This is a genomic window from Flavobacterium sp. DSP2-3-1 (assembly GCF_049896865.1).
Classification (GTDB): domain Bacteria; phylum Bacteroidota; class Bacteroidia; order Flavobacteriales; family Flavobacteriaceae; genus Flavobacterium.
This window is the reverse complement of record NZ_JAFCVD010000009.1, coordinates 96,397-117,247: the sequence shown is the minus strand read 5'-3', so window position 1 is coordinate 117,247 and position 20,851 is coordinate 96,397. Positions and strand designations below refer to the sequence as shown.

The following is a 20,851-nucleotide window of genomic DNA, read 5'->3' as shown; positions in this document are numbered from 1 at the left end:
TATCGGGATTTTGTTTTTAATATAGTTTTTGTCTAAAGTTATGTATTTATAAAAACTAGGATAATATCATTTCATCATAAGGAATTACAGTATTGTATCCTTTTGAAATAAAATAGTCAATTGGATTTTCAATTGCAATTGCCATCACAAAATCACCTCCCCAAGCTCCCAGACTCTTTATCACACCATTAAAATCAGGAAACAAAGACTCTTTTATAGTTTGTGTTTCCAGAATAATGCTCATTTGTATTTCGTGCTTTTGTATTGCTGCAGCAAAAGATTGAATTGTAGTCGCATTCAAAACTTCAGAGGTTATCACGTCATTTATAGCAATCGTACTTGGCAGATTATTCTTTTTATTCATATTGTACGCTGCTATTGCGCTTTTGCTGCTTTGCTTTTTATTCAAATATATAAAGTAAATATTGTCTGTAAAATCCGGATTAAAGCGTACTTTTTCAACAATAGGATTACCTTTTTCCAAATGATATACAATAGGAGCGTCGTTTTGCGCGCAGGCAATATCGTAACCACTGCCTCCAAAACTGTTTTTAAGCAATGTAAAAGCATCGATTTGCAACCATTGGGCAATATTATTTATCAGAGTCGACGACGTTCCCAGACCCCAGCTTTTCGGAAAACCAAGTTCAGTGGTGATTGTGTAGCCGTTTGAATTTAAAATAAAATCCGGATTTAATTTGAATGCTTCATGCAAAATGGTCGTAAGTGTTGACTTTACGGAGTCATTTTCAGTTTGGACTTCCTTTACAATGTCAGAAAATAAAAGGGTGTCTTCGAACCAAATGCTGCCATCAAAATCATAACTTTTCCAGCTGATTTCGTTGTTTTTCCCATCTTCTATAACGAGATTTTGTCCCTTCTTTGTGGGTAATGCAAAGGCTTTTGCACCATCGAGAACCAGATATTCTCCTGTGATTAAAAGTTTTCCGTTACTGTAGAATGTTTTTTTCATTAGTCTTATTTTAATCCCTGTCAGGATTTTAAACCTTGACAGGGATGTCGGAAATCAATGTTATTTTCTTAAATTTTCAATAAAGGTTACTACGGCGCTATGCGAAACAGTATTTTTTTTGAAATATTTCTGGATTAAAATACGTTCTTCATCCGTGGCTTCAAACTGATTGATGATGTTGTTCAAATGCATTTTCATGTGTCCTTCCTGAATTCCTGTTGTAGTTAAGGAGCGTAAAGCGGCAAAATTTTGGGCTAAACCGGCTACAGCTACAAACTGCATTAATTCCTTGGCGGATGGTTTTTCTAGCATTTCAAGCGATAATTTTACCAATGGATGCAGCGAAGTCAATCCACCTACAGTTCCTAATGCTAAAGGGATTTCCAACCAAAAAGTAAAAATGCCATTTTCGATTTTGGCATGGGAAAGACTGGAGTATTTTCCGTTTCGGGAAGCATAGGCATGAATTCCTGCCTCAACGGCACGGAAATCATTTCCAGTTGCCAAAACTACGGCATCTACTCCGTTCATAATTCCTTTATTGTGCGTTACGGCGCGATACGGCTCGACTTCGGCGATTTGAACAGCTTGCACAAATTTCTCGGCAAATTCTTGAGGATTTAAAATGTGTTTTTCTTGCAAGTCAGCAATCGGACAAGAAACTTCCGCTCTTACAATGCAATTTGGAACATAATTTGAGAGAATGCTCATCACTACTTCTATGTCTTTTTCAGTTTCCGTGAATAAATCATAGTGGTGTGCTTCTTCTTTTAAGGTTTTGGAAAACTGTTCCAAACACGAATTAATAAAATTAGCACCCATGCTGTCTTTGGTTTCAAAAGTGGCATGCAACTGAAAATAATTGGGTAACAAATCGGTTTTGTCTTTTAGAATAATATCTAAAATTCCACCACCGCGTTTTTGCATATTTGTTGTAATCGATTCTGTTTCTGAGAAAAATTTGTTTTTGTTTTGGGCAAAAAATAAGTTTAGTTTAGAAACATCTCCTTTATAAATGAAATGAACCTGGCCAATTTTTTCGGTGTTGATTACAGTTGCTTCAAACCCGCCACGGGTGGACCAAAATTTAGAAGCTTTTGCGGCAGCAGCAACCACAGAACTTTCCTCAATTGCCATGGGAATAGTGCTGTATTTTCCATTAATCAGGAAATTAGGAGCAACTCCCAGCGGAATGTAAAAATTGGTGATCGTATTTTCGATGAATTCATCGTGTAATTTCTGTATTTTTTGATCAGAATTCCAATAGTTCTTCAACAAGGCGACGGCTTCTGTAGGTGTTGAAAAATATTGATTGGCAATCCATTTAATTTTTTCTTCTTTGGATAATTTAGAAAATCCGCTAATAGCCTTGTTCATTCTCAATTGATTATGGTGTAGATAGTTGCAAAGATACGGTTTTAGCCGTTTTATTTACAATCAAATTATATTCAGTGAAAGGTTATTTTTAATATTGTTTTTTACATTTAACATATAAAATGACCATTAATTGTAATTTTTTCACTAAAATTGACGGTTTTTATCTTTAAATAAATAGTATGTATTCAAAAAAAATTATAGCATTATTTTTATTCTTGTGTTTTACGGTTGTTGGCCAACAAAAAATCACAATTGATGAAATTTATAACGGCACATTTCGCGCTCAGGGAATGGATGAATTGCAATCGTTGAAAAACACAAATCAGTATACGGTTTTGAATGCTGACAGACAGTCCAGAAGCATGCAGATTGATTTGTATGATTTTGCGACATTAAAAAAAGTAGCTACACTTATAGATACAAAATCCCACAAGGATCTATCAAACGGGATTGACAGTTACACTTTTGACGCTGCGGAGAAAATGATTCTATTGGCTTGCAACACCAATCAAATCTTCCGTCACTCGTTTACTGCTGATTATTACTTGTATGATATTGCCAGAAAAAAACTAAAAAAGTTGTTTGATTTTCAGGTTCAGGAACCTACTTTTTCACCCGATGGAAAAAAGATGGCGTACGCCAAAGAAAATAATCTGTATGTATATGATTTAGCTTCTAATAAATCAACTCCAATTACTACAGATGGAAAGAAAAACAGCATTATAAACGGTATTACGGATTGGGTTTACGAAGAAGAATTTGCTTTTGTGAAAGCTTTCGATTGGAGCGCAGACAGCAAAAAGGTGGCATACATTCGTTTTGACGAAAGTCAAGTTCCTGAATTTTCGATGTCAATGTTTGGAAAAGAGTTATATCCAACAATGCAAACGTTTAAATATCCAAAAGCCGGTGAGAAGAATGCTTTGGTTTCTTTACATATTTATGATGTAAATTCGAATGCGGTAAAAAATATAAATCTGGGTAATTACAACGACTTTTATATTGCCAGATTAAAATGGACGAATGATGCGAACACATTATCTGCGCAGGTATTGAATCGCCATCAAAATAATTTGGATTTGTTGTTTATCGACGGTAATTCAGGAGCTGCAAAAGTAGTTTTGAACGAAAAAGATAAAGCATATGTTGATGTTACGGATAACTTGACTTTTTTGAAAGACAACAGTTTTATTTGGACAAGCGAAAAAGATGGGTTCAATCATATTTATTTATATGATAAAAACGGAAAATTGAAAAATCAACTGACCAAAGGAAAATGGGAAGTGACGAATTATTATGGTTTAGACGAAAAGACGAATACTGTTTTTTATCAGTCGGTGGAGAATGGATCTATCAACAGAGACGTTTACAAAATAGGTCTTGACGGAAAAAACAAAGTGCGTTTATCTCAATATACAGGAACGAATTCGGCAACATTCAGCCCAAATTTTCAATACTATATCAACACGTTTTCAAGTGCGGCTCAACCAACGACATATACGTTGAACGATGCTAAATTTGGCAAACAAATACAAGTTATTGAAAATAATGAATCATTGGCTTCAAAACTAAAAAGCTATAATTTACCGGCGAAAGAGTTTTTTGTTTTGAAAACGGCAAAAGGGAATGAGTTAAATGCTTGGATGATTAAACCGAAAGATTTTGATCCGGCAAAAAAATATCCTGTTTTTATGTACCAATATTCTGGTCCGGGTTCACAACAAGTAAACAATGAGTGGAACAGCACCGATGATTACTGGTTCATGATGTTGTCACAACAAGGGTACATTGTTGCTTGTATTGACGGACGCGGAACTGGTTTTAAAGGAGCTGATTTCAAAAAAGTGACTCAATTGCAATTAGGAAAATACGAAGTGGAAGACCAAATTGACGCTGCTAAAGTGATAGGAAATTACGCATTTGTGGATAAAGCTAGAATTGGTATATTTGGCTGGTCTTATGGGGGATTTATGTCTTCTAATTGTATTTTGAAAGGGAATGATGTTTTCAAGATGGCAATTGCGGTAGCTCCAGTAACGAACTGGCGTTTTTATGACAGCGTGTACACGGAACGTTACATGCAGACACCACAGGAAAATACAAGTGGATACGATGATAATTCACCAATAAATCACGTGGACAAATTAAAAGGAAAATTCCTTTTGATTCATGGTTCAGGAGATGATAATGTTCATGTTCAGAACTCCATGCAAATGATGGAAGCTTTGATTCAGGCTAATAAACAATTTGATTCCCAAATTTACCCGGACAATAATCACGGGATTTACGGTGGAAAAACCAGAATTCAATTGTATACAAAAATGACTAATTTTATCAAAGAAAATTTATAACAGCGCTTTATGACAAACGACGCATTGAAAAAAGAAGAGTTTTTTGGACATCCAAAAGCGCTTTTTATATTGTTTTTTACCGAAATGTGGGAACGGTTTTCGTTTTATGGAATGAAAGCTTTACTGATTTTTTATCTGACAAAGTACCATTTGTTTTCGGATACTTCTGGAAACTTACTAATTGGGAGTTATGCAGCATTGGTTTATGCAGTACCCGTTTTGGGAGGCTTTATTGCGGATCGCTATCTGGGATTTAGAAAAGCGATTGTTTTTGGAGGTATTATGTTGGTGATGGGTCATATAGGAATGGCTTATGAAGGGAATGCCGCAACAGAATCCATTACTGGAGAAATTACTCGGGACGAAACCGCCTTACAAATATTTTACTTTTCATTATCGTTAATTATTGTCGGAGTTGGTTTTTTGAAAGCCAATATCTCTTCATTAGTGGGAGAATTGTATGAAAAAGGAGATAAAAGAAGAGATTCTGGTTTTACATTGTTTTATATGGGAATCAACTTAGGGTCTTTTATGGCTACGCTGATATGTGTTTGGCTTGGCGAAAAATACGGTTGGAGTTATGGTTTCGGTGCAGCTGGAGTCGGAATGTTTTTTGGATTATTAACTTTTATTTCCGGAAGAAAATTATTGATGGGAAAAGGAGAATCGAACAACCCATCTTTCTTAGAGAAAAAATCGTTTGGACTTAAAAATGAATGGTTGATTTATATTGGAAGTGTTTTGTCAACTTTATTGTTTTGGCAAATGGTTCAAAATCACGATGCAGTTTCATGGGCTTTAAAAATTGCGGGTGGAATTTCTTTTGTTTATATCGTTTATTATGCTGCCACGCAACTTGATGGTAAAGCACGTCACCAATTGATCGCTTTAACTATTCTGATTGTATTTACGATTGTCTTCTGGGCATTGTTTGAGCAAGCGTATACCTCCATGAATTTATTTGCCGATAGAATTTTAGACCGAACTATATTTGGTTATGAAGTATCTGCTGGACAATTCTTAAGTTTTAATGCCTTATTTATAATTTTGTTAGCTCCGGTTTTTGCATGGATATGGCCAAATTTAGGAAAATACAATCCTAATACAGCCGTGAAATTTGCTTTAGCATTAGCTTTCGTTGGTTTAGGTTTTGGAGCATTAGTAATGGGGATAAATCTTTCTGGCGCAGGAAAAGTAGCGGCGATCTGGCTAGTATTAGCTTATTTTTTACATACTTGTGGGGAATTGAGTTTGTCACCAGTAGGACTTTCTGCAGTGACAAAGTTATCTCCGGCAAAAATCGTCGGGTTCATGATGGGCGTTTGGTTCTTGGCAACAGCCAGTTCTGAATTTATAGCTTCTATTTTAGCGAATATCGCTTCTGTTGACACTTCAAATGGTACAGCACCGGATTTAAATTTGGCTAAACAGAGTTATTTAGTACTTTTTGAATACTTATTTTACACAGGACTTGGTTTTGGATTACTACTATTAGTACTTTCGCCACTAATAAAAAAATTAATGCACGGAGTAGATAACGAATTAAACAATTAATAATATGAGTCAAAATACTACAGATCAATTTTTTAAAAGCACCGTTTTAGGACATCCTGCGGGACTATTCGTTTTGTTTTTCACAGAGATGTGGGAGCGTTTCTCATTCTACGGAATGCGTTCTTTATTAATATTATTTTTAACTGCGTCCTTTACAGATGGCGGTTGGGAATGGACTCGTGAAAATGCTTCTGCATTATTTGGTTCGTACGTAGGTTTAGTTTATTTATCAACCATGTTGGGAGGTTATTTTGCCGATAAAGTAATTGGTTTCAGATGGGCTGTTGTTGTTGGAGCCTCTTTAATGACTTTAGGACATGCTTCTATGGCTGTTGAAACTGAATTTTCAATTTATTTAGGATTGGTATTGTTGGTTTTTGGAAATGGTTTCTTTAAACCAAACATGACTTCCATCGTATCTGAAATGTACAAAGACCGTCCTGAAAAGAAAGATGGTGCGTATACATTGTTTTACATGGGTGTAAATGCCGGAGCGTTCTTCGGGATTTTACTCTGTGGTTATTTAGGTGAAAAAGTAGGTTGGACCTACGGATTTGGTTTAGCCGGAATCTTCATGTTCTTCGGAATGTTACAGTTTTGGTTGTCTCAAGATATCTTTGGGGATATTGGTTTGAAACCAAGTAAAGAAAGCAAAGCAAAAGCGGAAGCATTGGACACTGATAAAAGAAATCCTTTTACTCCAATACAATTAGCAGCAATTGCTTTCTCTTCTATTTTAGCATTATTATGGCTCGTAAATGACCCTGCTTCTAAAATATCAGGTGGTAAAGTAAACGTTTTTTCTTTCCTTGGACCGAGTGGAAATGCTATTGCAATTGTCTCAGCATTAGTTGTATTTATCATATTATTGGTTTACAGATTTACTCAATATTCTAAAATTACCAAAGAGAAATTAATTGCAGTTACATTTTTTGCGTTTCTGACTATTTTCTTCTGGGCAATTTTTGAACAATCACCAAACAGTTTAACTATTTTCGCCAGTGATTATACGGATCGTGTTTTAACAGGCAATTGGAGCGTCGTGTTTTTAGTAATGAATTCATTGATTACTATTTTACCTTTAGTAATTATTACTTGGGTTTTATTCTTATTATTCAAACAAACATTTAAGTTGTATGCTGTTGCAAATATTATTCTAAGCATCAGTTTTATCATTATCTGGGCAATAGCAATCTGGATGTTGACTAAAGATTATTACACCGCAGGATATTTATCCTTATCAGATTCAACCTTGCAAGCATTGAAAATTGACAAAGTAACCACGGCATTAACGGAAGTTCCTGCTACATGGTTTTCTACTTTAAACTCCTTGTTTATTATTTCATTAGCACCGTTGTTTTCTAAATGGTGGGAAAGTAAATACAATCCTTCTGCGAATTTAAAATACGGAATCGGAATGGGATTATTAGCGCTTGGAATGGCTTGTGTAGCTTTTGGCGCAAGCGGAATTGAAGCAGGTGCCAAAACAGCTTCAGTAAGTATGATTTGGTTGATTTTAGTCTATCTTTTCCATACCATGGCTGAATTGTGTATCTCTCCTGTTGGATTGTCTTATGTGAGTAAATTAGTTCCGGCTCGTATGATTGCTTTCATGTTTGGTGTTTGGTACTTGGCGGTAGCAATTGGTATGAAGGGTGCGGGTATGTTTGGAGAAAACATTGATAAAATCGCCAATGAACACGGATTGAGTTACTTCTTTTGGATGTTGACTAGCATTTCCATCGTGGTTGCTTTATTCTCTGTAGCGATGACTCCGGTTATTAAAAAACTAATGCACGGTGTTCGTTAAACTTTAGGCATCATTTTTGATTTTAAACCAATAAAATTATAAACATGAAGAAAATTATAGTTGCTTTATTACTGTTTGCCGGCTCATTTGCAGCCGATGCTCAAGAACTAGTTTGGGAAACCAATGTCACCAAGGCGATGGAAATTTCGAAGGAAACCAAGAAACCATTATTGTTGTTTTTCACCGGAAGTGATTGGTGCGGATGGTGTATTCGTTTGCAAAAAGAAGTTTTGAAAACACCTGAATTCGCGGTTTGGGCCAAGGAAAATGTAGTTTTAGTCGAATTGGATTATCCAAGGAAAGCGCCGCAGACACCTGACATTAAAAAACAAAATAGTGAATTACAAATGGCTTTTGGAATTCAAGGGTTCCCAACCATTGTACTTGCAAATGCCATCACAAAAGACGGTAAAGTTAATTTTGAAGGTATAGGAAGTACAGGTTATGTAGCCGGCGGACCTTCAGCTTGGTTAGCTGTAGCAAATGGTTTTCTGAAAAAATAAAAATTTTTAATTCAATTTATAAAATCCCTTTTCGGCAGTTGCGTGAAAAGGGATTTTCTGTTTTTTACAACTGGCTTTCCATAGTTTTTGAATGTTTTTAAAGTTTGACGCATCAGCTATAACTAATTTGGGTTTCATTATTTGAATCAAACGGTCTGCGTTTATTTTTGCCGATTGTGTCAATACGACAATATCCGGATTGATGTTTTTTGGATAAATTCCCGAGCTGTCTAACACAAAAATCTTTTTCCCATTAAAGAAGATGAAATTTTGAAGTCGCTTTTTCTGTTGTAAAGTGCTTAAGTTTTCAATGCGATAGGATTTTAATAGATTGTTTCGCTGGGCGGTTTTCAAAATACTGTCATTGGCATAAATTAAAATGTTTTCACCATTTCTCTCCGCAATCAGGGTGCTTTTTCTGCTGTTGAAAACGATAAATTCCTCTTCGGTTTGAATTTTATACGCTATTGTAAAATATGAAAATTGTACAATGAGGATGGAAATCAAGACCATGGCCAATTTATTAAAACTTGGTTTTTTGAACCAAATGATTAACGCAAACAATAGTAAATAAGCGCTAAGCAAAAGATAAAAGTGAAGTGGAATATCCTCAATAATGAACTGTTCCAAGGAGGCAATTGCGTTGATGATTTTATTTAAATAATAAATACTCCATTCCAGCAGTTGAGACAGGAATACGGGAATTATGTTGAACGCTGCTAAAAGCATTACCAAAACACCTAAAATCATAATGATGCTTAGTATCGGAATAATAATCAGATTAGTGACAAAGAACAAACCGGGAAATTGATGGAAATAATAAATGCTCAGAGGTAAAGTGCCTATTTGTGCCGCAAAAGAAACGGTAAGGATATCCCAAATATATTTAGAAACTTTGTATTTTGGTTTCCAAATGGAAGATAAAAGTGGCTGCAGCCAAATGATAAAAAACAGAGCGATATAACTTAATTGAAAACCAACATCAAACAGGAAAGAAGGTTCGAAAAGTAGAATCAACAATATAGAAACTAATAATGTGTGATAAATATTCACACTTCTCCGAAGATGATTTCCAATCGCTACAAACGAAAACATAGTTACGGAACGAACCACTGAAGGTGCTAAACCGGCAATGATCCCGAACATGGATAATGAGATAAGAATAGTGATTAACTTTATAAAAGAACCTCGCTTGGTATTGGGAATTGGTTTTAGAATAAAGGTTACAAAAAGCAGAATGAATCCAATATGCAATCCGGAAACGGATAAAATATGTACTGCTCCGGCATATTGATAATCCCGAAGAATTTCAGGAGAAATATCTTGTTGTTGTCCCATTATTAATGCAATAGCAACGTTTAATTCTGTTTTGTTGAAGTCGTTTTTTTCTAAATTGCGAATAATTCGGGTTCTCAATTTAGAAGAATAATACCAAATGTTTTTTTCTATTTCAGTTCCAATTTTTATTTCGTCAACATCAGCATACAGCTGCGCATAGATTTGTTTGTTTTCAAGATATTTGCTGTAATCAAATTGGTTTGGGTTATTTGACGGTTTGTTTTTTGTTAAAGTGCCTTTTATCAACAAAGAATTCCCAACTTCAAGAACGTGATGCAAACTGTCATTTTGAATGTTTAATATGATTCTTCCTGTTTGTTCTTTCTGGTCGATATGATTAATAATGGCTAAATAACGATCGCTAAAAGTTGAACTTTTCAGCTTTTCTCTGATCGTTAATGAAATGATATGCGGTTGTTCAAAAATTTCCTTGTTGTGAGTGTAGTTGTTTTTTTTGAAAAGATCGGTATGAATGATTTGCGTTGAAAGGGAGATAATAACGGAAAGTAAATAAGTTCCGATTCCAAAATAGGTCGATAATTTACTGTTTTTTTTGGATAAAAAATACAGCATTACAAAAACACAGATGAATATGAAAAGTATAACAAACAGTGCCTTGATTGAGAGCTGGAAATAATGTCCAAAAAGCAAACCGATAACAAACCCGAATGTAATTCTCGCTAGTGGGAATTGTAGTACTTTCATAACTCTAAAGTACACATTTTTAGTAAGAAACAGATATAATTATTTCTAGATTTTTTATAATTTGAAAACTAAATTTTTTCCCAAAAGAGAATTAATTAAAGAACACGGTTGATTTGGACGAAGGTTTTTTTGTAGTAAGGTTCTTTGGTCGAGGAAATAATTACTCCTTTTGAAGTGGAGGAGTGAATGAATTTTATTTCTTCATCGGTTGCTTCAATCACGATTCCAACATGATTAATTTCTTTGTTTTTATTCGTTTTAAAAAAAATTAAATCGCCTTTTTGGGCTTGTTCTTTTTTTGGATTTAAAACAATGCCAATTTTTGATTGTTGAAAGGAATTCCGTGGAAGACTAATATTTTCCGAATTAAAAATGGTGTACATTAAACCCGAACAGTCAAAACCAGCTTTTGTTGTGCCAGCATATTTGTATTTTACACCCAAATTTTCAATAGCTGCATCGATTAATTGTTCGGCTAGTTGATTTGCTTTTCTCTTTTCGGATCGAGTTAATTTCTCTTTTGACTCTCTTTCTTTTGAAGTTACAATGGAGGATGTCGATTTACAAGCGGTAAAAAAGATGCCAAGGCACAGAAGGTATAGTAATCTTTTCAAAAGAGTTTTTTTAGATGATTTTAAAATTTGGAAATAAATTACAGATTATTTTAAATCATTTACAATCAATGCAGCCGTTTTTTCACTTGCTCCAATTCCGCCTAATTGCTCTTCTAGTAACGCATATTTTTTTAAAAGCGTATCGCGATGGTCCGTTTTTAATATTTTTTCGAGTTCTTCCCGAATGCGTTTTGTAGTGCATTCGTCTTGAATTAATTCGATTACCACTTCTTCATCCATAATCAAATTCACTAATGAAATGTATTTGAGTGTAATAATTCTTTTCGCAATTTGGTACGAAGCCCAACTGCCTTTATAACAAACTACTTCGGGAACTTTAAACAGTGCCGTTTCCAGTGTTGCAGTTCCTGATGTGACTATGGCTGCAGTTGCATTTCGCAATAAATCATAGGTTTTGTTTGAGATGAATTTTATGTTTTCCTGCGTGATAAAATTTTGGTAAAAAGAAAATTCCTGACTTGGAGCACCCGCAATTACAAATTGATAGTCCGGAAAATCTTTAACTACACTAAGCATTACAGATAGCATTTTAGTAATTTCCTGCTTTCTGCTGCCGGGTAAAATGGCGATAATTGGTTTGTCGTTTAATTGGTGTTCTTTTCTGAAAAGAACGGGATCAACTATTGGTTGATTGTGAATGGCATCAATTAGTGGATGACCAACAAATTCGACTGGAAAATGATGTTTGTCCTCATAAAACTTTTTTTCAAAAGGTAAAATCACATACATTTTATCAATATCGCGCTTGATATCTGTAATTCTGCTTTCTTTCCATGCCCAGATTTGCGGAGAGATATAGTAATGGGTTTTCAATCCCAATGCTTTTGCCCATTTGGCAATTCGCAAATTAAATCCGGGATAATCGATGAATATAAGTACGTCAGGCTGAAATTTAAGAATGTCTTTTTTACAGATATTTATGTTGTTCAGAATTGTTTTTAGATTAAAAATCACTTCGATAAATCCCATAAACGCTAATTCACGATAGTGTTTCACTAATATACCGCCAACATTTTTCATTAAATCACCGCCCCAAAACCGAATGTCAGCATTAGGATCTTTTTTGTATAGCTCTTTCATCAAATTAGAACCATGCAAATCACCTGAGGCTTCTCCTGCAATTATATAATATTTCATGTTTTTTCGATTTGGAATTTTTAAAATCAAACAGACAAAATCATTTTTGCTGCAATCATTTTATTCTGCTGCAAAGATAAACTTAAATAAATAAAGTGAGAATCGCCAAGGCAATGACTGCCAAAACAACACCACGCGCCATCATTTCTTTATTCATTTTGAGTAAAATTCCAAATGCTATCAGCGTCATAATTGATCCCAAAGTGATTATTTTACCTAGGTTTCCCTGTGATTTCATGATTTGAATTCCTGCGATGAATTTGAATTCCGTAAAAATGGTGATAAAAATATAAGATCCAAGCAGCGTAGTTGCAAACCCTAATAAAAATCCAAATAATAAGTCTTTTTTATTCATTCCATTTCCAAGTATTAAGTTGTTGTATGGCGTGGTGTGCGGTCAAGTCAAATTGTACAGGAACGACTGACACAAACCCATTTTCCAAGGCCCATTCATCCGTGTCTTCTCCTTTATCTTGGTTTACAAATTCGCCTGCCAGCCAGTAATAGTCTCTTCCCTGCGGCGTTTTTCTTTTATCGAATTTCTCTACCCAAATTGCTTTCGCTTGACGACAAACCCTAATTCCTTTGATGTCTTTTTGTTCTAATTTAGGAAAATTAACATTCAAAACTACGCCTTCCGGAAGTCCATTTTCAAGAACTTCTACAGATATTTTGCGGATAAATGATTTTATATTCTCAAAATTGGCGTTCCAGTCGTAATCCAATAATGAGAATCCAATAGCGGGAATTCCTTCTATTCCCGCTTCAACGGCGGCGCTCATTGTGCCGGAATAAATCACATTTATCGAAGAATTTGAACCGTGATTAACGCCAGAAACGCACAAGTCAGGTTTTCGTTTCAAAATTTCGTTTACAGCCAGTTTGACACAATCAACTGGTGTTCCAGAGCAACTGTATTCTAAAAAAGGATCTGTGTCTTTTGAAATTTTATTCAAATATAACGTGCTGTTGATGGTAATGGAATGACCCGTGGCGCTTTGTGGTGTATCTGGAGCGACCACAACGATTTCTCCCAATTCTGCCATAACCGAAATTAGGGCTCTGATGCCTGGCGCTGTAATGCCATCGTCATTCGTTATTAAAATTAAAGGTCTAGTTTTTTTCATTATTATTTCGGCAAAAAAAGGTTTGTTTTTATGATTTTAATGGCAAATGTAATTACACAAAATGGGATTAAGTAAACAAAAGATAAAAATATGTTATCTTGATTCATTTAAGTTAATAAAAAAAAACATTTTTATATCTTTAACAAAAATTTATGGGAGCCCTGCTGACGTTGGCATAGTTTTTACCGTAACTTAGAATAAAAATTGATGAATACTACTCTTAACTTTATGAAAAGAAATTATAAAATTATCCTTGTTGTCGTATTTCTTTCGCTAACATTATTTGCCTTTAAAATGAATGCGTCTAAAGCAGATGATCCTGAAAAGGACAAGCTGCTCTTGGAGTTATTAACTTTTGTAATTGAAAAAGGCCATTATAGTCCAGCGAAAATCGACGATACTTTTTCGAAGGGGATTTACAAAGATTATATTGAAGCTTTGGATCCATCGAAACGATTCTTTTTGAAATCTGATATTGATGAATTTTCAAAATTCGAATTGCAACTAGATGACCAGCTGTTGAATAAAGATTTGTCTTTCTTTAATTTGACTTATGAGCGTTTGATGAAAAGAATGAACGAAAGTACTAAAATCTACAAAGATGTTTTGAGCAAACCTTTTGATTATACTATTGATGAAAGTTTCAATATTGATTACGAAAAAGCGCCATACCCTAAAAACGATGCTGAACTTAATGATAAATGGCGCAAACAAATTAAATTGTCTGCACTTTCGTCTTTAATTGACAAACAAAAATTAGAGGAGGATAAAAAGAAAAATGATGCAAATTATGTTGTTAAATCTTTTAATGTTTTAGAAAAAGAAACTAGAGAAAATTCGGTAAAATCGCTTGATGAGTATTTTGGATTTATAAAAGATTTGGACAGAAACGATTGGTTTTCTGTATACATCAATTCCATTACAGCACGTTTTGATCCACATACAAATTATTTTGCAGCTGAAGAAAAAGAGCGTTTTGATGTAAGCATAAGCGGGAAGTTAGAAGGAATTGGGGCACGCCTTCAAAAGAAAAATGATTTAACGGAAATTTCAGAGCTTATTTCTGGCGGTCCTGCTTGGAGAGGAAAACAATTAGAAGCAGGGGATTTAATAATGAAAGTTGCGCAAGGAAATGGCGAAGCGGTTGATGTAGTTGGAATGCGTCTTGATGATGTAGTGAAGAAAATAAAAGGTCCTAAAGGTTCGGAAGTGCGCCTTACTGTAAAAAAAGTAGATGGGACAATTAAGATTATTTCGATTGTGAGAGATATTGTTGAAATAGAAGAAACCTATGCGAAGTCCAGTATCGTAAACAAAAACGGGCTGAAATATGGAGTAATCTATTTGCCAAAATTTTATATTGATTTCGAAAACGCAGATGGTAGAGATGCCGGAAAAGATATTGCTTTAGAAGTGGATCGATTGAAGAAAGCAGGAGTAAACGGAATTGTTTTGGATGTTCGTGATGACGGTGGAGGATCTTTGTCAACGGTTGTTGACATTGCAGGATTATTTATAGAACAAGGGCCAATCGTTCAGATTAAATCTGCGGGTAGAAAAAAAGAAGTGTTGTACGACAGAGATGCAAAAATTGAATGGGACGGACCGTTGGTAATTATGGTGAATAGTTTCTCCGCATCTGCTTCTGAAATTTTAGCGGCAGCAATACAAGATTATAAAAGAGGAATTATTATTGGAAGTAAACAAACCTATGGAAAAGGAACTGTCCAAAATGTGATTGATTTGAACCAATTCGTGCGCAGTAGTTCTGTTGGGGATTTAGGAGCAATCAAAACAACAACGCAGAAGTTTTACAGAATAAATGGAGGTTCTACTCAGTTAGAAGGAGTAAGCAGCGATGTTGTGATGCCGGACCGATATGCTTATCTAAAAATGGGAGAGCGTGATGTTGATAATGCGATGCCTTGGGATAAAATAGATAAAGCTGATTATCAAATATGGAATAATAATTCCAACTTTAATCAAGCAATTACAAATAGTAAAAATAGAATCGCTCAAAACGCACAATTTCAATTAATTGAAGAGAATGCGAAATGGATTGACAGCAGAAGCGAAGAGAATGTGTACAGTTTAAATATTGAAAAATTTAAAATTGCTCAATCAGAGATAGAGGAGAAAGCTAAAAAATACAAACCAATTGTAGATTATAAAAATTCATTCATATTTACTTCGTTGCCTTATGAAACGGATGCCATGAGTAAAGATGTTACTTTAAAAGATAAAAGAGAGAGATGGCATGATGAGTTATCCAAAGATATTTATGTTGAAGAAGCACTTAATGTATTAGATGATTTACAATCTAAAGTAGTTTCTAGAAAGAATATACCAGTAAAAATTAAAAAAGCTAAATTAGCTAAATCGTAAGAATAAGGTTTTCGAACAATAATAACTAAAACGCCCTATAAATTCAAAAGATTTACAGGGCGTTTTTATTTTGATAACCATCGTTTTCGTTTAAATATAACTTTTGGAGATAATTAAGTAAATTTTAATCAATGTTCTTTGTGTATCATTCAGAGTAATTTAAATTGCCGAAATACAAGCAATTAATGAACGGATTTGTGTCAAAATAGTGGCCGAACTTTTGGTTAATAATTCAGAGCTATAGGATTTAGTTGAACAGTCAATAGGGTGAATACCTTTAAAATCTTGCTCTTTGATCAAAAGCTCATAGTTATATTAACACTTTGGTTGTAACGAATTTCCTTGGCTTAAAGCTGTCAAATTACCATTCGTTCACTTTATTCGCATCCATTTTTATGAATATAAACAATAAGATAGTGAATCCCCAAAGCCCAGAACCTCCGTATGAAAAGAATGGAAGCGGAACCCCAATTGTTGGAAAAATACCTACCACCATCGCAATATTTACAAAGAAGTGTGTGAATAAGATTCCTGCAACACAATATCCATAAACTCTGCTGAATTTTGTTTTTTGTCTTTCGGCTAAGTAAATTATTCTTAGGAATAGACCTGTAAAAAGGGCTATTACGACCAAAGAACCGGCAAATCCCCATTCTTCGCCTACAGTAGTGAAAATGTAATCCGTATGTTGTTCTGGAACAAAGCCACCTTTTGTTTGAGTGCCTTCAAGAAATCCTTTTCCTAACCAACCTCCAGATCCTATAGCAATTTCGGATTGATTGGTATTATATCCAATGCCTTTCAAGTCCACTGTTTTCCCTAAAAGGATATTAAAACGATCCCTGTGGTGTTGTTTAAATACATTGTCAAAAACATAGTCCACAGATAAAACAAATCCTGATAGCAACACAAAAAGAATACTACTCAAAATGATATTCCTATCGGCTAATCTAGATTTAAAGTGTATGATTAATAGCACCAACAATCCGATAAGGATTACATATTGAGGTTCTAATACCAGCGTTAATACAAACAGAAGAATGGTTATAAAACCGGTCCATACATACCAAGCCGGAAGTCCTTCGCGGTACAAGACAATGATGAATATGCTGTAAATCAAAGCACTTCCAGGATCGGGCTGTGGTAAAATGAGCAGCACGGGTAAAATTATTATCGCAAGTGCCTGCCATTGGCGGGTCACATCTTTTAGATTAATTTGAGTGTCGCTCAGATATTTTGCCAAAGCTAAAGCTGTTGCTGCTTTTGCAAACTCAGAAGGTTGAATGGTAAAACTTCCTACGGCATACCAACAACGTTGACCCGCTATTGTTTTTCCAAATAAAAACAATCCTGCCAACGATAATAGTGAAATTCCAAAAATAATACTAGCGTATTTTTCATAAAATTTCCCATCAACGGAGAGTATTACGAAAATTAAAGGAATAGTTAATACTATAAATATCAACTGCTTCTCGTAAGTATCTTCCATAGAAGATAACGAGGAGGAATAGATGTTAAGCCAGCCCAAAATAACTAATAACGCATAGATGATTATGCTTATCCAGTCAATATTATTTGTTACGCTTTGGTTTTTCATCGGAATTAAATAGCTTGTTTGGTCTCTTTGATAGTGTCAACTTTTGCTTTTACAGTTGAAGTCTTCATTGTTTTCTTTTTCAGAAGAGAATCACTAATTCGTAATTGTAATTTTACTTCTTCAGAGAGGCCGCCTAATTTAGCGTATCTACTTTGTAAGCTGGTTGCAAGTATCCTTTTCTCTAAATCAAGTCTTGTGATTTTTTGTCGAAGGTATTTTTCGATCATCAAGCTGGCAATCGGCCCCGCTATTGTTGAGCCATAGCCACCATTTTCCACCATAACTGCAATTGCAATTTTAGGATTGTCTTTTGGTGCAAAAGCAACAAATATGGAATGATCTTCTAGTTTTACTCGTACCCCACCAATTTTCGCAAAATTTTCTGCAGTACCCGTCTTACCGCAAATATCAATTCCTTCAACCTTTAAAGCACTCGCTGTCCCCAGGTTATACACGTCAAATAAGCCACTGATCATCGGTTTGAAGTGTCTTTTGTCAATTGTGGTTACATGTTTGGTAGTAAACTTTTTGTCAATAGTGTGACCTTTAATTCTTTTGATGATATGAGGTGTGTAATAATAACCTTCATTTGCCACTGTTGCCATCATATTAGCCAGTTGTATTGGTGTCATTAAAACTTCTCCTTGACCAATCGAATTAGACACAATAGTGGTACTTCTCCAACCGCCGTTCGGATAAATGCGTTTATACGTTTTTGAATCTGGAACTTTACCTTTTTTACCAATGGGTAAATCGTAACCCATGAATTGTCCAAGGCCAAAGCTTTTTACGTGATTACTCCAAACATCAACCGCTTGAGCTGGTTTGGCATATTTATTTATCGTTTTCATATACGCCGTCGCAAAATAGGAATTACAAGACTCAAAGATACCTCTATGTAACTGAAGTGCACCTCCATGACAGTGACACCCCATAAAACGACCTCTTGCATAACTAAATCCTCGATTACAAAAAACAGTCGTGTTTTCATCAATAACACCTTCTTGAAGTGCGACAAGACCAGTCAAAATTTTGAAAGGAGATCCAGGAGGATATTCTGCCAATAAACCTCGATCGTAAAGCGGTTTGGCGATTGAATCGCGATAAAGTTTAGTGTAATTTTTTGATCGTTGCCTTCCAACTAATATTGAAGGGTCATAGGAAGGTGCTGTTACCAATGCTAAAATTTCTCCCGTGCTGGGTTCAATTGCAACAATTCCACCTCTTTTGTTGATCATTAATTCTTCTCCATATTTTTGGATTTCAGCATCTATGGTAAGATTTATGTCTTCTCCCTGAACAGCAATAGTGTCATATTTTCCATCTTTATACGAACCAATTTCACGGTTGTATTTGTCTTTCTGAAAATATTTTACGCCTTTTACTCCTCGCAAAAGATCTTCGTAGCTTTCTTCAACTCCCTGTCGGCCTATCAAATCGCCACTATTGTAATATGGATTTTTTTCTACTAGCTTCTCATTTACCTGAGTGATAGACCCGAAAACGTTAGCGCCAAAAGCCACTTCATAATCACGAAGAGAACGCTTTTGAAAATAAAAACCTTCGTATTTTCGTATTTTCTCTTGGAAAGCGGCAAATTCACTTTTATTCAGTTGCGATAAAAAAACAGAGGGTAATCTAGGACTGTATATTTTAGCCTTTTCAATTTTTTTAATAAAATCTTCTTTGGTGATATTCAGTAATTGACAAAATTCTAAGGTATCGGTTTTTTTTACTTCACGAGGTATTACCATGATGTCATAGGATGCCTGATTGGCCACTAATAACTTTCCTTTTCGATCGTAGATGTAGCCTCTTTCAGGATATTCGTATTTTTTTTTAATCGCATTATTTTCAGATTTCAACTTTAATGTATCATCAACAACCTGCAAATAAAATATTCGCATCACGAGTAAAAAAGTAGCAAGAATAATTAAGGAAGGCAACAAGACTTTTCTCATCTTTTGTTTGGCTTAATAAGATAGATTATGATAATGCAAATAATGATTGTAAATATGGTACTTAATACTATTGTAATCAACGTGTCCAAAATAAAACTTAACTGAAATGCCTCCAATAAAAATAACGTAAAGTGATGAATCACAACGGACAATAATATAAAAGAAAATCGTTGTGGCGTTAAAACATCATTAATTTTTATGGTTTGATATTCATAACTTAAACCAAATGCAAATTTAAAAATAGAAGGTCTGAAATATGCTAAAACTAAACAAGCCGTAGCGTGTGTCCCGCCAGAGTTGCTAAACAAGTCCATTATAATTCCAAGTAAAAAACTGGTAACCACAAGTGCTGATTTGTTTCCATTTACGGGGTACAATATTATAAATAAGATGTAAGGAAATGGACTGATGTAGCCCAGAAAATTCATATTATTAAATATTATAATTTGAATGGCCAACAACAGAATAAATCGGAAAATATTGACTAACAAGGCGCTATTCATCTTTTTCTCTTTTTTCTAAATTTATAATTTCTTCACGATCTTTACTTTTTATGATATAAACATGGCCTAAATTAGTCATATCGTTAAAAAGTTTGACATCAAGGGTGTAATAGTTCGTTAGCTTATCTCTGTAAATTTTAGCGATTGTTCCAATGTTGATGTTTTCAGGGAAAATAACCGACTGTCCGCCTGTAACAATAGTATCACCAATTTTTATTAATGCTAATCGTGGAAGATCTGTCAATTGCACAAAACCAGTACTTTTTCCGTTCCAATTTAGCGAACCGAAATGATTTGATTTTTTGATTTTAGCGTTAATTTGCGATCTTTTGTTCAGAATACTGATTACAGTTGAATAGTTTTTGGAAGTATTCTCAATGATTCCTACAATACCTAAACTGTTGATTACTCCCATGTCGGGTTTTACGCCGTCTATTTCACCTGAATTTAAAGTCAGGTAATTTTCATACATGTTATAAGAGTTTTTAATGACTTTTGAAACAAGTATATCATCAGGTTTAACCCCTTTCAGACTGTCTAGTTTTTTAACAGCAGTTGTATCTTCACGATTAAATAAAAGGCTTTTTAATTTAGCATTTTCAAGTGCAAGTGCGTCGTTGTGAGTTTTTAAGTTTAAATACTCATTTAGATTGTTTACCTTTTCGTAAACACCACCACTCAAAAAGTTTGCAGAACTAATTATTTTGCTTCTGTGGAAGGAATGGGATTGAATCGTAAGTGTTAACGATATACCCAAAAGCAGCAAAAACAGTATTCTGTTACTGTTTTTAAAAATAAAATTAAATATTTGCTGCATTGTTTAAAATTGAATATTTAAATAAATCAAAAATCAAATTCTAAATTCCATTTCACTGACAACTTGTAATGAAAATTA

General features: G+C 34.5%; 16 protein-coding genes. 5 read left to right on the top strand and 11 right to left on the bottom strand.

Going from position 1 to position 20,851, the window contains the following annotated elements; translation table 11 throughout:
• Window positions 1-55 precede the first annotated feature (55 nt).
• Together ACP7AT_RS11700 and ACP7AT_RS11695 are read right to left on the bottom strand one after the other, a co-directional pair.
• Window positions 56-973 (bottom strand): GYDIA family GHMP kinase, encoded by a 918-nt coding sequence (locus tag ACP7AT_RS11700; RefSeq protein WP_426064496.1) that lies wholly within the window; start codon window positions 971-973, stop codon window positions 56-58.
• 60 nt (window positions 974-1,033) lie between these two features.
• Window positions 1,034-2,350, bottom strand: a complete 1,317-nt coding sequence (locus ACP7AT_RS11695) for a hydroxymethylglutaryl-CoA reductase, degradative (RefSeq protein WP_426064495.1) — start codon at window positions 2,348-2,350, stop codon at window positions 1,034-1,036.
• A gap of 179 nt (window positions 2,351-2,529) precedes the next feature.
• On the opposite strand from ACP7AT_RS11695, the gene ACP7AT_RS11690 reads away from it, so the two are divergent.
• The 4 genes from ACP7AT_RS11690 to ACP7AT_RS11675 are packed head-to-tail and all read left to right on the top strand — an operon-like array spanning window position 2,530 to window position 8,568.
• A complete protein-coding gene (locus ACP7AT_RS11690) occupies window positions 2,530-4,701 on the top strand; it encodes a S9 family peptidase (protein ID WP_426064494.1) in 2,172 nt (723 codons plus the stop codon).
• A 9-nt stretch (window positions 4,702-4,710) separates the two neighbouring features.
• Window positions 4,711-6,255 carry a peptide MFS transporter gene (locus ACP7AT_RS11685; RefSeq protein WP_426064493.1) on the top strand — a complete coding sequence of 515 codons (1,545 nt, stop codon included), beginning with the start codon at window positions 4,711-4,713 and terminating at the stop codon, window positions 6,253-6,255.
• Window positions 6,256-6,259: 4 nt separating this feature from the next.
• A complete protein-coding gene (locus ACP7AT_RS11680; RefSeq protein ID WP_426064492.1) occupies window positions 6,260-8,065 on the top strand; it encodes a peptide MFS transporter in 1,806 nt (601 codons plus the stop codon).
• 44 nt (window positions 8,066-8,109) lie between these two features.
• Window positions 8,110-8,568, top strand: a complete 459-nt coding sequence (locus tag ACP7AT_RS11675; protein ID WP_426064491.1) for a thioredoxin family protein — start codon at window positions 8,110-8,112, stop codon at window positions 8,566-8,568.
• A 6-nt stretch (window positions 8,569-8,574) separates the two neighbouring features.
• Here ACP7AT_RS11675 and ACP7AT_RS11670 read toward each other — a convergent pair whose 3' ends face one another.
• The 5 genes from ACP7AT_RS11670 to surE all read right to left on the bottom strand — a co-directional run bounded on the left by ACP7AT_RS11670 (window position 8,575) and on the right by surE (window position 13,510).
• Window positions 8,575-10,611 (bottom strand): ComEC/Rec2 family competence protein, encoded by a 2,037-nt coding sequence (locus ACP7AT_RS11670; RefSeq protein ID WP_426064490.1) that lies wholly within the window; start codon window positions 10,609-10,611, stop codon window positions 8,575-8,577.
• Window positions 10,612-10,706: 95 nt separating this feature from the next.
• Complete coding sequence (locus tag ACP7AT_RS11665; protein WP_426064489.1) at window positions 10,707-11,225, bottom strand: C40 family peptidase; 519 nt, start codon at window positions 11,223-11,225, stop codon at window positions 10,707-10,709.
• 45 nt (window positions 11,226-11,270) lie between these two features.
• A complete protein-coding gene (gene lpxB, locus ACP7AT_RS11660; protein WP_426064488.1) occupies window positions 11,271-12,383 on the bottom strand; it encodes a lipid-A-disaccharide synthase in 1,113 nt (370 codons plus the stop codon).
• A gap of 82 nt (window positions 12,384-12,465) precedes the next feature.
• Window positions 12,466-12,738 (bottom strand): hypothetical protein, encoded by a 273-nt coding sequence (locus ACP7AT_RS11655; protein WP_426064487.1) that lies wholly within the window; start codon window positions 12,736-12,738, stop codon window positions 12,466-12,468.
• A complete protein-coding gene (gene surE, locus ACP7AT_RS11650; RefSeq protein ID WP_426064486.1) occupies window positions 12,731-13,510 on the bottom strand; it encodes a 5'/3'-nucleotidase SurE in 780 nt (259 codons plus the stop codon). The genes ACP7AT_RS11655 and surE overlap by 8 nt, the downstream gene beginning before the upstream one ends.
• Window positions 13,511-13,717: 207 nt before the next feature.
• Here surE and ACP7AT_RS11645 point away from each other — a divergent pair, with 207 nt between their 5' ends.
• Window positions 13,718-15,895 carry a carboxy terminal-processing peptidase gene (locus ACP7AT_RS11645; RefSeq protein ID WP_426064485.1) on the top strand — a complete coding sequence of 726 codons (2,178 nt, stop codon included), beginning with the start codon at window positions 13,718-13,720 and terminating at the stop codon, window positions 15,893-15,895.
• Window positions 15,896-16,256: 361 nt separating this feature from the next.
• Here ACP7AT_RS11645 and rodA read toward each other — a convergent pair whose 3' ends face one another.
• The 4 genes from rodA to mreC are packed head-to-tail and all read right to left on the bottom strand — an operon-like array spanning window position 16,257 to window position 20,773.
• Window positions 16,257-17,492 carry a rod shape-determining protein RodA gene (rodA, locus tag ACP7AT_RS11640; RefSeq protein ID WP_426064484.1) on the bottom strand — a complete coding sequence of 412 codons (1,236 nt, stop codon included), beginning with the start codon at window positions 17,490-17,492 and terminating at the stop codon, window positions 16,257-16,259.
• A gap of 5 nt (window positions 17,493-17,497) precedes the next feature.
• The gene (gene mrdA, locus ACP7AT_RS11635) at window positions 17,498-19,453 is read right to left on the bottom strand and encodes a penicillin-binding protein 2 (protein ID WP_426064483.1); all 1,956 of its coding nucleotides are present in this window, start codon (window positions 19,451-19,453) and stop codon (window positions 17,498-17,500) included.
• The gene (mreD, locus tag ACP7AT_RS11630; RefSeq protein ID WP_426064482.1) at window positions 19,450-19,956 is read right to left on the bottom strand and encodes a rod shape-determining protein MreD; all 507 of its coding nucleotides are present in this window, start codon (window positions 19,954-19,956) and stop codon (window positions 19,450-19,452) included. The genes mrdA and mreD overlap by 4 nt, the downstream gene beginning before the upstream one ends.
• Complete coding sequence (gene mreC / locus ACP7AT_RS11625; protein ID WP_426064481.1) at window positions 19,949-20,773, bottom strand: rod shape-determining protein MreC; 825 nt, start codon at window positions 20,771-20,773, stop codon at window positions 19,949-19,951. The genes mreD and mreC overlap by 8 nt, the downstream gene beginning before the upstream one ends.
• Window positions 20,774-20,851: the final 78 nt, after the last annotated feature.